11 protein-coding genes are annotated in these 12,604 nt (G+C 43.7%); all 11 read right to left on the bottom strand.

Going from position 1 to position 12,604, the window contains the following annotated elements:
• Window positions 1–190: 190 nt before the first annotated feature.
• The 11 genes from gldG to G9Q97_RS02420 all read right to left on the bottom strand — a co-directional run bounded on the left by gldG (window position 191) and on the right by G9Q97_RS02420 (window position 12,581).
• Window positions 191–1,852: a gliding motility-associated ABC transporter substrate-binding protein GldG gene (gldG, locus tag G9Q97_RS02470; RefSeq protein WP_246255334.1), complete on the bottom strand. Its 1,662-nt coding sequence runs from the start codon at window positions 1,850–1,852 to the stop codon at window positions 191–193.
• Window positions 1,853–1,865: 13 nt separating this feature from the next.
• The gene (gene gldF / locus G9Q97_RS02465) at window positions 1,866–2,588 is read right to left on the bottom strand and encodes a gliding motility-associated ABC transporter permease subunit GldF (protein ID WP_166142784.1); all 723 of its coding nucleotides are present in this window, start codon (window positions 2,586–2,588) and stop codon (window positions 1,866–1,868) included.
• A 3-nt stretch (window positions 2,589–2,591) separates the two neighbouring features.
• Window positions 2,592–3,500 (bottom strand): gliding motility-associated ABC transporter ATP-binding subunit GldA, encoded by a 909-nt coding sequence (gldA, locus tag G9Q97_RS02460; RefSeq protein ID WP_166142782.1) that lies wholly within the window; start codon window positions 3,498–3,500, stop codon window positions 2,592–2,594.
• A 251-nt stretch (window positions 3,501–3,751) separates the two neighbouring features.
• Complete coding sequence (locus G9Q97_RS02455) at window positions 3,752–4,951, bottom strand: phosphoglycerate kinase (protein WP_166142780.1); 1,200 nt, start codon at window positions 4,949–4,951, stop codon at window positions 3,752–3,754.
• 37 nt (window positions 4,952–4,988) lie between these two features.
• Window positions 4,989–5,951: an L-threonylcarbamoyladenylate synthase gene (locus G9Q97_RS02450; protein WP_166142778.1), complete on the bottom strand. Its 963-nt coding sequence runs from the start codon at window positions 5,949–5,951 to the stop codon at window positions 4,989–4,991.
• The gene (locus G9Q97_RS02445; protein ID WP_166142776.1) at window positions 5,951–6,664 is read right to left on the bottom strand and encodes a tetratricopeptide repeat protein; all 714 of its coding nucleotides are present in this window, start codon (window positions 6,662–6,664) and stop codon (window positions 5,951–5,953) included. Before G9Q97_RS02445 ends, G9Q97_RS02450 begins: the two co-directional genes overlap by 1 nt.
• Before the next feature lie 83 nt (window positions 6,665–6,747).
• Window positions 6,748–7,299 (bottom strand): NUDIX hydrolase, encoded by a 552-nt coding sequence (locus G9Q97_RS02440; protein ID WP_166142774.1) that lies wholly within the window; start codon window positions 7,297–7,299, stop codon window positions 6,748–6,750.
• A 4-nt stretch (window positions 7,300–7,303) separates the two neighbouring features.
• Window positions 7,304–7,891 carry a hypothetical protein gene (locus G9Q97_RS02435; protein WP_166142772.1) on the bottom strand — a complete coding sequence of 196 codons (588 nt, stop codon included), beginning with the start codon at window positions 7,889–7,891 and terminating at the stop codon, window positions 7,304–7,306.
• Window positions 7,888–9,810 (bottom strand): RecQ family ATP-dependent DNA helicase, encoded by a 1,923-nt coding sequence (locus tag G9Q97_RS02430; protein WP_166142770.1) that lies wholly within the window; start codon window positions 9,808–9,810, stop codon window positions 7,888–7,890. The genes G9Q97_RS02435 and G9Q97_RS02430 overlap by 4 nt, the downstream gene beginning before the upstream one ends.
• 72 nt (window positions 9,811–9,882) lie before the next feature.
• Entirely contained in the window at window positions 9,883–11,859 is a 1,977-nt protein-coding gene (locus G9Q97_RS02425) for a ComEC/Rec2 family competence protein (RefSeq protein WP_166142768.1), read from the bottom strand.
• A 155-nt stretch (window positions 11,860–12,014) separates the two neighbouring features.
• Window positions 12,015–12,581: a DUF3575 domain-containing protein gene (locus G9Q97_RS02420; protein ID WP_166142766.1), complete on the bottom strand. Its 567-nt coding sequence runs from the start codon at window positions 12,579–12,581 to the stop codon at window positions 12,015–12,017.
• Window positions 12,582–12,604 lie beyond the last annotated feature (23 nt).

Here is a 12,604-nt window from a genome sequence, read left to right as displayed (position 1 = left end):
CACTGTTTGTTATGAGCACCACAAAAATGATGATATCAGGAACCATTAGCCTCTCGGTTTCGCTTTATTTGATTCCACTCATTCATCCAATGGATTTAACAGGGTAAAGTTATAAATAAAATCATAAAAGGCCTCATCAGGAATTGAATTGATGGTATAAAATTAACCTGATTGGGCCAATTCTCCCTGTTCACCCCTTTTCATATTTCCTTTTTCTGAAAACATATTGCAGATAACCCAAAAATAAGATCATTGCTACAGGGAAAAAGATATTGATGGATTGCCATAGCGTTTTTTGCTGTTTTATTTTCACCTTATTCAAAGGTCTGATTTGAAAATCCTTCCTTTTGGCCGCCATTATTCCATCCGGATCCACCAGGTAGTTTACGGCATGCTGCAAAAATTCCCTGTTGGCCATTACATTTTCCGAGTAAGGATTCGCACCTAAGGGGACTGGACTTTTTTCCCGGGGGTCTATCCAGCTTTTTACAATATCCGCATCACCAGCTACCAATACCCTGCCCTGATTACCCTCTGCAATAAATGCCCCTTCATCAAATTCCTCTGGCACAAACCTGTTTTTGAAAAAGGAAGTGAAGTTACCTTCCAAAAGGTAAACCAGGGGAAGGCTTCCCGCGGTAAAAGAGTTCACATCGGGTTCGGTTGACATGTCTTCAAAGGCCACCCTGACAGGGGCACTCTGTTTTTTGCTGTATTCACTGCTGAATATCAAGGGAGTTTTGCTTACCCCATCCGCCTTTACTGTATCCAGGGTACTCGCAAAGCGAAACTGTACCTGATCCAAACCTTTGGTAATCGGGTGATCGGCCATTTTACCCGCCTGTATGTAAAAAGGCCAGGGTAAAGAAATGATCTGAGCCTGATCTCCAAATTCACCTGCCACTACCGGGTGGTAACCAAAATTGAGATCCTGTATAAGGTCCCGGTTGATCCGTACACCATAACGAAACAGTAAATCATCAAGTCCTGTATCGAAAGGCATGGCTACCGTACCGTCTCCTCCTGCTTCCTCAAGATTAACGACCATCTGATCAACAAAAAACAACAGGTTTCCTCCGTACATCAGGTACTGATCTAAAAGGTATTTTTCTCGCTCCCCATAAGCTTCCCTGGGCCCTGCCACCAGTAAAGCCTCAAAGGCCAAAAGGTCCTCTACCGATTCGGCCTGGTCAAAAGGTACCTTGTATACCTCATAATCTTCATTCAGTGCCTCCACCATGCCAAAACCTTCATCCTCACCCATTTCACCTTGCCCGATGATCACACCTACCGCCTTTTTGTTACGGGTATAAAGCCTTTTTATCGCCTGGCTGATTTCGAATTCAAGGTTCTCTATGGATAAATTGAGGATTTCATCCGGCCCCATTCCCATCTCTCCTTTCAGTAACAATACGCCCAATTCATAGTCCTGGCTTCTCAACATGATGCCCGGAAAAATCAATTTAGTGGTTTGTGCTCCATTTTGTGTGCTGTAAAGATTGGTTGGATTTATCCCATAAGCAGCAAGCATCTGAATGTAATCATCTCTGGATGCCTTATCCATTTGCAAAGGGTCATTGTATTTTATATTGATATCCTCATTGCTATAGGCGCGAAAGATCTTCAGGGTCTCTACTATTCCCTTTTGAAAACGCATCATTCCCGGAGGTAAATCGCCATTGAGCAGCACCTCTACCTCCAGGGGACTATCCATATTTGCCAATACTTCCTTCGTAGCCTTGCCGATAGTAAACCGCCCTTCTTCAGTAAGATCCAGTCTGAATTTCCACCATTCACTCAAGCCCAGAACCAGAACCCAAATGAGCAGGATGGCCAACAGCCCGAGAAGCATATTTTTGCTATTTTTAGTCATGTCTCCCGATCAAAATCCATGTAAATACCAGCCAGGTCAGGATCATCCCAAAAAAATAAAACAGGTTTTCTGATACGATGACCCCTCTACCCATTTGTCCGTAATGAAAGCTGATCCCCATACCTTCCAGAAATACAGCCCATTCGCCCGTGGTCAGTGCAGCCAGTGCTCCCAGGCCTCCATAGAGTAGAAAACAAATAAATACAGCAATGACGAATGCCACTATTTGATTGGAAGTGAGAGATGAACTGAACAAACCAATGGCTGCAAATAAAGCCCCCAAAAGTAATAAGCCTATGTACGCACCAAAAAAACCAGCACTATCAATATTTCCAACCGGGTCGCCCAGCTGCACGATGCTCAGATAGTAAATCAAAGTAGGCAAAAGGGTAAAAAATAGCAACACCAGGGAGGCAAAATACTTGGCCAGTACGATGTGATGGCTTCTCAGGGGAGATGTTTTGAGCAGTTCCCAGGTCCCGGATCTTTTTTCCTCTGCCACCATCCTCATGGTGATCGCGGGAATCAGGAAAACAAAAACAAAGGGTGTATAGCTGAACAATGGATCCAGATCGGCATATCCGTAATCGAGTACACTGGTACCTTGAAAAACCCAGACAATCAGTCCCAGGGCAACCAAAAAAATACTGGTAATCAGGTAAGCGGCAAGGTTGCTGAAAAATGCATTTACTTCTTTAAAGAAAAGGCTCAACATACCTTAATTTTGGGTTAATCTGTAAAATACCGACTCCAGGTTCTTTTCCTCTTGTCTGATACTGACTAAATTTAATTGCTTGTCCCGGATCAACACCAACAGCTCTTGCCTTAATCTTTTTGGGTCCTCACAGGAAAATTCAATCCTGCAGGGGTTGGTGTGGACAAAATGACTGTAAGCCATTCCTTCCAACCAGGACTTCTGCACCGGTTCTTCTGTTTCCAGAATAAGATGAAAATCCTCCTGGCCGGATTTGAGCTGCTTCAAGAGGTCCTGGGCTACAATTTTACCTTTATGAATGATCACCACTTTGTCGCAAAGCGCTTCAACTTCCTGCATGATATGCGTACTGAGAATCAACGTTTTATTGACGCTTACATGTTTGATCAACTGTCTTATTTCAACCAGCTGATTGGGATCAAGACCAGATGTAGGCTCATCCAAAATGATGATTTCAGGATCATGTAACAAACTTTTGGCCAGGCCTACCCTTTGTTTATACCCCTTTGACAGCAAGCCGATTTTTTTGTTCCGTTCCGCCGTCAACCCGCATTGCTCCATCACCAATTGTATCCTTCCCTTAAGCAATTTGCCATCCATCTGGTACAATCCCCCCATAAAAGAAAGAAATTCTGAAATGTACATTTCAGGGTACAAAGGATTGTGTTCCGGAAGATAACCCATCAATTTGCTGGCCGTTTTTGGATGCTTATCCACGGCAATACCATTTACCAAAACCTCTCCCCCATCGGCTGTGAGGTAGCCGGTAAGAATTTTCATAGTAGTAGATTTCCCTGCCCCATTGGGGCCTAAAAATCCCAGCACCTGACCCGGATTGGCTTGAAAACTAATTCCTTTCAAAACCTGCTGGTGACCGAAACTTTTGGAAAGCTGCTGAATGGATATGGACATAAAAGCAATTAACGCTAAATTCAATGGAATCTGACAAACTTAGATAGGTTTAATCAGGATTAATGCATTACCATTTATAGCAAAAACGCTGACCTTCCCAAAATCTTGTCTACACAAATCCAAAAAGTCAATCAAAGGCTGCTTCAAATCCTAGTATGAATCTGCCAAACTGGAAAACTATCACAAAGAAAATGCATCCAAAGGAAGAAAGTCCACACTTTTGATTTCAAGCAGCCTCTGTATAGGTATTACTATGGCTCAAGCGCCTTAACTCCTGGCAGGACTTTGCCCTCCATGAGTTCGAGTAAGGCTCCTCCACCGGTAGAAACGAAAGATACCCTTTCTCCAAATCCGAACTTATTGACTGCAGCGGCAGAATCTCCCCCTCCAATCAGTGTAAAAGCTCCTTTTTCCGTAGCGGAAACAACTGCCTCAGCTATGGATTTGGTACCTTTTTCGAAACTACTCATTTCAAATACACCCATCGGACCATTCCATAAGACGGTTTTAGAGGAAAGGATTACTTCAGCGAATTTCTTTCTGCTTTCAGGTCCTATGTCCAATCCCATCCAGCCATCAGGAATTTCCCCTTTTCGGGCAGTACCTTGTTCTGCATCATTGGCAAAAGCCTTTGAAGTAACTGAATCCTCGGGTAAATAGAGATTGACATTTTTTTGTTTTGCCTTTTCTAACAACTGCAAGGCCAATTCCATTTTATCTGCCTCCAGCAGGGAATCACCAATGTTTCCTCCCTGTGCTTTGGCGAAAGTATAAGACATACCACCCCCAATGATCAGGTTATCTACCTTATCTAATAATTTGTCTATCAGAAGTATCTTGTCGGAAATTTTAGCACCTCCCATGATGGCGGTAAAAGGCCTTTCCGGTTCTCCCAAAACCTTCTCGGCATTTTTCAACTCGGCGTTCATCAGGTATCCGGCAACTTTATCGTTAAAAAATTCAGCCACCACCGCAGTAGAGGCATGCGCCCTGTGGGCAGTCCCAAAAGCATCATTGACGTAAATGTCTCCCAATTTGGCCAATTTTCCGGCAAATTCCTTATCTCCTTTTTCTTCTTCCTTATAAAACCTGAGATTTTCCAAAAGCAGAACTTCACCTGGATTTAAACTGGTAGCCAACTGGCTGGCTTCACGACCTATGCAATCTTTGGCAAACTGCACGGATAACTCCAATTGCTTATTCAGCTCCGTAATGATGTGCCGCAGGGAAAACTTATCTTCAGGACCTGATTTTGGCCTTCCCAAGTGGGACATTAGAATGACGGCACCTCCGTCCTTTAGGATTTTTTTGATGGTAGGTAGAGCCGAAACAATCCGGGTATCGTCTGTAACATTGAAATTATCGTCCAGGGGTACATTAAAATCCACCCTAACCAGGGCTTTTTTTCCCTTAAAATCAACATTATCCACAATCTTAATTCTTTTATTCATACGTTGTAGGTTTAAAACTCATTCAAAAATAAGCATTTTATTTGGCAGAAGCCCGTCTCAACCGATCATTTATGGCTTTTCCCAAATTAATTTCCGGAAGCTCTTCCGCCAGAATAATTTCCGCTTTGGAATTATCCAATGCTCTCATGGCTAAAAACAGGTTTCTTGCAGCCTCATCGTAGTCTCCCTCAGGGCTCAATTCAAACTGCAAGTCAGCGGGCACCTCCGGTATTGACCGGTTAAAAGTAAGGACTGCAAAAACAGTTCCTTTCTGTCGATGCTTGATCATTAATTCGTCCAGATTTCCAAGGACCATTGGTTTTCTGGGAGCATAATGGCTCTTCAACATACCTGGTGATTTGGGGTTACTGCTGGACTGAGGTAAAATCAACACTTTCCCAACGACCGATTCAATGTGATTGACAGAAATTCCGCCAAGCCGGTAAATGATTACCTGTCCCTGCTCCATTCCCACAATAGTGCTTTCCAGTCCCACCTCGCAGGTTCCTCCATCTAAAATATAAGGCACTTTTTTACCCAACTGGTCCTGAACATGAATGGCTGCTGTAGGGCTGATATAGCCAAATGGGTTCGCACTGGGTGCTGCCAGGGGAAAATTCAGGGTTTGCAATAGGTTCCTGGTCAATGGATGCCTGGGAACCCTTACGCCTACGGTATCTAAACCACTGGTGACCAAATCAGAAATAACTTTCTTTTTCGGTAATAACAATGTCAAGGGACCAGGCCAGAACTTTTCGGCCAGTAGCGCTAATTCCTCAGGAATTTCCCTTACATATTCCTTTACCATTTCAATGTCACCAAGATGTATGATCAAAGGGTCAAAACTGGGCCTTTTCTTGGTTTTAAATATGGCAAGGACCGCATTTTCATCCAGCGCATTCCCCGCAAGTCCATATACCGTTTCTGTGGGTATGGCTACCAATTTCCCGGAAGATAACAGGGAAGCGGCTTTTTCTATGTCTTTTCCTATCTCTGCCATTATTCCTCACAGAATTCGTCAATCCATTCTTTGGCCTGCGTATAGCCCAGAGAAAGGGCCATCTTTAGCTGGGTACATCCCGCTTCTTTGTTTCCCAAAGCACTCATTTCAGTCACTCCAAGCAGGTAATAGGCAGATGCGTTCCGTTGATCCAGCCTGACCACTTCATTTAAAGTGGCGATGGCCGTAAGCGGGTCATTGTTTCCCAATAAGGCTTTTGATTTGTTAAAAAGCACCCGGGTATCCTCTGGGTTACCCTTCAGGGCCATGTCAAAATCCACCAATGCATCATCGTACATTTCCAATCCCAATAAGGCCAGGCCCCTGTTGTAATAAATATCCGGCTGATTAAAATCCAGGCCATTTGCCATGTTATAGTCATACAAAGCCTCTTTAAAGGCCTCCTTTTCCATCAGGGCATTTCCACGGTTAAAATAAGGTTTATAATTGGTGCTGTCCAATGCTATGGATTTGCTGAAGGAAGCTATGGCTTCGTCCCATTTTTCCAATTCAAAAAAGGCCACACCCCTGGCGTTATAGGCATCGGGATAGTCCCCCTCTTTCTGTACCACCCGGTCAAAATACTCAATGGCTTGCTGGTACTCCTGTCTCTCCAAAGCAGCTACTCCGGCATCAAATAAATCTTCAGCAGACGGTTGACAAGCGCTAAGTAGTAATAAAAAAGCGAAAATATTGAAAAGGGGTTTGTGCATTTTGATTTTTTTTGCAAAGATAAGAATTAACGGGTGTAGCATCCCTATAAATCCGGCACAAAAACCAAAAGCGATCGTAAGGTCTACAATAGAATTTCTGACCTGCTGGTTTTTTCCAACATCCTTAAAATGGAACCCTCATAACCGACCAATTCGGCCGTCATGTCAAAACCCACCCAGGCCAGGTCTTTGCTCTCCGGACTGATGACCAGGGGTTCATCCATTTCTGCCTCTATCAAAAACCTGACATCATAATGAATGTGTTGGGGATCTTTGGCATTGGCGGGTATAATGTGTCTGTCCAGATCAAAAATGAAACGGTCTACCAGCCGCAGGGAGGTCAGTCCACTTTCTTCCCTGGCTTCATCCATGGCCACTTCCAGGAGATTTTCATTCCCATCTGCATGGCCGCCCAATTGTAACCATTTTTGCAATTTACGGTGCAGGGTGAGTAAGGTATGTGTTCGCCTTTTATTCACAATCCATGCTGATGCCGTAAAATGCCCCTCTTTTCGATCCCTGCTAAAAGCCATGGGATCATCCAGAAGTGCTAAAAAATCAGGTATCATCGCTTTTTCTTCTTCAAAAGGAGTCCTGTAATTCCCGATAAAATTTCTTAGAAGTATACTATCCATATATTTAGTCTGCTTTGAATAATTGATCCATAAACTGCTCGAAAGGTGCTGGTTTGAAGTACAACCTGTCAGCATAAACTGTTACCAACACTTTCAGGAAATTGGGCTTATTGTTCAGGTAAATTTTTTCCAAACTAATGTTACCAAACAATTGATCAATTTTATTTTCAGGATCTGTTACGGATAAGGGAGGTTTAAAATAGTACTTCTCCGTAACCCTTACAAGATCATGTATTTCCTCTATTTTCCGATCCAGGCTAACCTTCCTGTACCCCAATCCCAGGATTCCCTGCCCCAGTGCAATAAATAACCTGGAAAAATCAACATTTGTCAAGGGTGCCTGGAAACTCACCGCAAAGCCGTTGGCATAAGGTGACTGCAACACATGCACCTCCGGTGCTTTGTTGACACCGGCCTTTTTCAAATGATAATTATCATATATACTTTTTAATGTTGCTTTTCCCTGGGGTGAATTTGCCCAGCCCAAGGCCTTGTCCTCTTCCTCCCTGGAAATGGTGAAATTTTCCCTGATGGCTAACTTACTATTTTTTCCGGGAAAAAGACCTCCCAACAAATCATCAATAAATTTCATTTAATTCTGATTTTACCATTTTCCCCGGTGGCAATTAAGCCTTCATCTTCCATCTCCCTGATCAAGCCTACCGTGTGCTCACTTAGCCTTTCTCCTGCAAGTTGTATTAATTCCTCTAAAGAAAACGCTTCTCCCTCCGCTAAAGTTTTAAGTATTTTTTCTCCTATTCTTTTATTGATTGCTTCAGCTTCCTTTTCTTTCTTCTTTTGGATACAGGTATCACAAATACCGCAGGTAAAATCATTCTTTTCCTCAAAATAATCCAAAATAACAGCAGTTCGGCAAATTTTATTATTTTTGACATAGGCAATCATTTGCGCTGCTTTCTCCCTGGCTCTTGTCCTTCTAAGGGCAATCCTTTTTTTGTCCAGAGGAAGGGAGCCCGCATCCAGCCTGGGCGTTAAAAATGTCACCTGAGGCTTGTCCTTTTTACCGGAATAGGCCGCCAGACCCAGATCCTCTAATTTTAGCAACATTTTGCCTACTTCTTTTTCTGAGATTTGCATCAGTTGAGCGATTTTGTTCTCCTGAATGCGGATATAATTGACAAACAATTCTCCCCCATAAAGCCTGAGCAGCAGCTTGATCAAAGGGTCCAGAGTGGCATAGGCAATTTGGGCCTCATATATTTTAGTCTGAGAAACCAGAAAATGCAGGGATGAAGGCAGGAAAACACTTTCAGAAAACAGGAGCAAGCCTTCCTCCTGCAATACTTTAATCGCATTGTAAGCCAATTTGACATCTAAAGCATAGGTGTCAACAAAATCCGGAAAATCGAAATCAAAGCTACTCATTTGGGCACTTCCCACAGCTATGCGGTAATAATTGGCCAGGCATTGGTACACCCGCTTGATCAATTCCTCAGGAGGATAGGCATTTTCCGCCATTTCCGTTAAGCCCAGACAATCCTGCTCCCTTGCGATCAAAACTGCATAAGCCTTGATCCCATCTCTACCGGCCCTTCCTGCCTCCTGGTAATAGTTCTCCAGATTTTCAGGTAAATCAAGGTGTAAGACTACCCTGACATCAGGTTTGTCTATCCCCATACCAAATGCATTGGTGGCCACCATCACGCGGGTTTTGCCCTGTATCCAATCCATTTGCCGTTGGTTTCGAAGGTTCTGCTCTAGTCCGGCATGGTAGTAAGTGGCTGAAATCCCCAGTTTTTGCAAGTATTGTGCGGTCTCCTTGGTTCCTTTCCGGCTCCTGAGGTAAACAATGGCACTTCCCGGGACTTTCTGCAAAATTGAAAATGCCTGCTCCACCTTGTTTTCTGCCCAGCGCACCACATAGGATAAATTGGATCGCGCAAATGACTGGACAAAAACCCGGGGATTGCTCAGGTGGAGTTTTTCTAAAATGTCCTTTCTCACGGCTAAGGTAGCAGAAGCGGTCAGGGCAATAACAGGTACATGTGGGGCCAGTTCCCTGATTTTCACTATCTCCAGATAAGCAGGCCGGAAGTCGTAGCCCCACTGGGAAATACAATGTGCCTCATCTACCGCAATCAAATTGACATCCATCTTTTTGAACCGCTCAATAAATATTTCTGTTTTCAGGCGCTCTGGCGATACATAAAGAAATTTATAGTCTCCATAGACACAATTGTCCAGCAGGGTATCGATTTCCCGTTTTCTCATCCCTGAATGAATGGCCATTGCCTTGATCCCTCTTTTCCGCAATTGATCCACCTGGTCTTTCATCAGCGCTATCAGCGGGCTAATGACAAGGCAAATCCCCGGATTCATCAACGCAGGCACCTGAAAACAAATGGATTTTCCCCCACCGGTAGGCATCAAGGCCAGGGTATCCAGCCCTGTGGCAGCGGAGAGCACGATCTCCTCCTGCAAAGGCCTGAAATCCTGGTAGCCGAAATGCTTTTTCAGCGTAGCTATTGCCAATGTCTTCAATTGATCCATACCCGGATAAAGAATAAAGGGATTTTTCTTTTGCGTTTAAATTTTCACCAAATTAATCCGCTTATCTGCGAATCACAAGAAAGGCCGCCTATTGTTAAAACTTATTTTTATAGCAGCCTGGGGCAAGGCAGTTGGCATATCGGTGGGATCAAAAACCTGCCAGTTGCCGGCTTCCCACAGATGCATTTCCAATTCCCTTCCATCCGTAGGCAAGCGGCTATCCTTATCCAATGTGAGTCTCCTTCCACAGGGCAATTCAAGGTAAAGCAAGCTCCCTTTATCCCTGACTACCAAAAATTTACCCGATGTACCGGTAACCTTGATCCTATGGGGGAGGATTTCATAGTTGAATTCATCAGGTTTAACCTGCCAGGCCATGCTGTATAAATTGCCACGATAGGTATAATCCAGAGCCATACCACCTTCCAGCCGGTAAATCACCAGGTAATTTTGATTGATTTTCAGGAAGGTTTTGTAAACCCTAAACCCTGAAAGCAAAAATAAAGTTACGAAAACAAGGATAAGGACAGGTTTCTTTCTTGTCTCAACCAGCAAATAAACAAAAAATAAAAATGCCCAGATCAATATCATTTCGGGTAGCTGGAAATATATCTGGTCAATTTTGGCAAAAGGCAAATGTTGCAGGCTGAATATGCCCGCATTCAGCAACTGCAGGGCAACATCAAGCAGATAGCCCATACCAGTGGCCAATAAGGGAAAAGCGGAAAACAATAAAAAAGGAATGCCCAATGACATGATCACAAATGCTCCCGGGATAGCCAGTAAATTGGACAACATGAAATAGGTAGGGAAAACATTGAAATAATGAATGGCGAGTGGAAAAGTAGCCAATTGTGCGGCTATCCCTACCGTGATGATGTCCCAGAGATAGTTGAGCCATTTCTCTTCCGGATACCAGAGTTTTGCGATCATGGGTTGAAAAAGAAGTATTCCCAACAATGCTGTGTAACTCAATTGAAAACCAACAGCATAAACCAAAAAGGGATCGTAAACCAGCAAAACCAAGGCAGAAAGCGCTAAAGGGTTGAAGATGGAAGGGTTCCTCGACTTGATTTGGGCCATGGAAATAAAGGTAAACATGGTGGCAGCGCGCAGAACGGATGGAGACAAGCCGGTAATGGCAGCATAAAACCAGATAAGGACCACTACCATAGCCAGAAATACCGCCCTTTTGTAACCCCTCATCTGATGAGGCTTAAAAAAGAGAAAGAAAAACCCGTATATAATGCCCACATGTAAGCCCGAAACAGCAAGTATATGCATGGCGCCGGCTGTGGCATAAGCCTCCCCTATCTCCTCATCCAGGTCTGCCTTTTGTCCCAAAAGCAAGGCTTTGGCTATCTGAACGGCTGCCTCATCCTGCACATATTCGGCGATTTTTAACTCCAGGTATTGCCGCAATTTCAAAATCCCCCCATACCAGACAGACAATTCCTCCTTGCCCAATACAATAAAAGCAGTGTCAATGAAATGACTAAAGTAAATCTGCTTTCCTGCCATGAAAGCGGCATAATCGAATGTTTCCGGATTTTTTGGCGGGGAAATCCTTTGCGGAGCACCTGAAACCAACAGGACAGTTCCCGGTTCCAAGGCCTTGTCTGAGCGATGGTAGACCTGTATTTTGCCATTCGCGCCCTTCCAGCCTGTAGTGGTTTCTATGGCGGAGACTTCCAGCAAATTGCCAATGCTCCTTGCCTTTTGCTGATCCAGCTCCTTTACCTCGGCAAGGTAGCCTGATATGTCTTCCTGATGAAAGAGGTGTTGCGGGTCATTGTTTACGTCATTGATCGCCGCCACCCATATACCTGCTAAAAACAAGCTGGCGTAAGCCAAAACAGGCATCACAAAATAATAAGGCTTCCTGAAGGCTGGGCGGTATGCTGCCGACAAAACCGTAAAAACCGCCCACGAAAGCAACAGGTATATGAAAAAAGGTGAGGGCTCCAGCGGACCCAAATGGGGATACAGCAGCACCCCTGAAACAAAGAATACCGTGTACCTGACAAACGGAAATTCATTGAACTTCATAAAAAAGAAAAATTGAAGCCTGTCCCCTGGTTCATCTGTGCATGCAACAACACTCCATGAACCGAAAGGATAATCAATAATACAAGAAAAAGTTAAGCAAAATTCTTAATAAAACAAGGTAAAGCCCTGAATTTCAATAGATATTAAACAGATAATTAAAACCTAAAGCCTATACTAAAACCTGCATTGAATTCAACGGGATCAAAACGGTCGCTCACCTCATTATTAAAACCCCTGGCGATATTAACATAAGGCCCAAGCGCAAATTTATCATTGTGTACCCATTTGTAGCCCGCTCCAAATCCGATCATAAAACTGTTCAGGTCGGTTTCCATAACCTGATCGTTTTCCAGGGTTTCTGAAAAGGTACCGTTACGGTATTTTAAAAAAGGCAACACATAAAACCCTGATGGATCGGAAGCCGTGACAAAATAGTAATTATAGGAAAGCATAACACTGGTAGCCTTAAAATCCCTACCTTCTCCGCTATCGGAAACATAGGAAAACCTGTCCATAAACATCAATTCCAGGCCCAGAGATTGATTTTGGTCCAGAAAACGCTCATATCCCAATTCAAGAGATCCGACAACAATGGTATTGACAATATTGATTTTAACTTCATTTGCCGGTAAAGTGGGATCTGGCAGGCCTTGGGAAAAAGCCGGATGGTAACCAATTCCAATCATTGCGACAAAAACCAGGGCAAGCTTAATATGTTTCATACTAAAAATAACGTTTAAAAGAT

The sequence above is a fragment of the Cyclobacterium plantarum genome (genome assembly GCF_011290685.1).
GTDB lineage: Bacteria > Bacteroidota > Bacteroidia > Cytophagales > Cyclobacteriaceae > Cyclobacterium > Cyclobacterium plantarum.
Note: the sequence above shows the minus strand (reverse complement) of the source record. Positions and strands in the feature narration are given on the sequence as shown.

Excerpts from the sequence above, each read along its gene's own strand:
- G9Q97_RS02440 (WP_166142774.1), bottom strand. The coding sequence starts at position 7,299 with ATGGATAGTATACTTCTAAGAAATTTTATCGGGAATTACAGGACTCCT.
- G9Q97_RS02450 (WP_166142778.1), bottom strand. The coding sequence starts at position 5,951 with ATGGCAGAGATAGGAAAAGACATAGAAAAAGCCGCTTCCCTGTTATCT.
- gldF (WP_166142784.1), bottom strand. The coding sequence starts at position 2,588 with ATGTTGAGCCTTTTCTTTAAAGAAGTAAATGCATTTTTCAGCAACCTT.
- G9Q97_RS02430 (WP_166142770.1), bottom strand. The coding sequence starts at position 9,810 with ATGGATCAATTGAAGACATTGGCAATAGCTACGCTGAAAAAGCATTTC.
- gldG (WP_246255334.1), bottom strand. The coding sequence starts at position 1,852 with ATGCTTCTCGGGCTGTTGGCCATCCTGCTCATTTGGGTTCTGGTTCTG.
- G9Q97_RS02420 (WP_166142766.1), bottom strand. The coding sequence starts at position 12,581 with ATGAAACATATTAAGCTTGCCCTGGTTTTTGTCGCAATGATTGGAATT.
- G9Q97_RS02425 (WP_166142768.1), bottom strand. The coding sequence starts at position 11,859 with ATGAAGTTCAATGAATTTCCGTTTGTCAGGTACACGGTATTCTTTGTT.
- G9Q97_RS02435 (WP_166142772.1), bottom strand. The coding sequence starts at position 7,891 with ATGAAATTTATTGATGATTTGTTGGGAGGTCTTTTTCCCGGAAAAAAT.
- G9Q97_RS02455 (WP_166142780.1), bottom strand. The coding sequence starts at position 4,951 with ATGAATAAAAGAATTAAGATTGTGGATAATGTTGATTTTAAGGGAAAA.
- gldA (WP_166142782.1), bottom strand. The coding sequence starts at position 3,500 with ATGTCCATATCCATTCAGCAGCTTTCCAAAAGTTTCGGTCACCAGCAG.
- G9Q97_RS02445 (WP_166142776.1), bottom strand. The coding sequence starts at position 6,664 with ATGCACAAACCCCTTTTCAATATTTTCGCTTTTTTATTACTACTTAGC.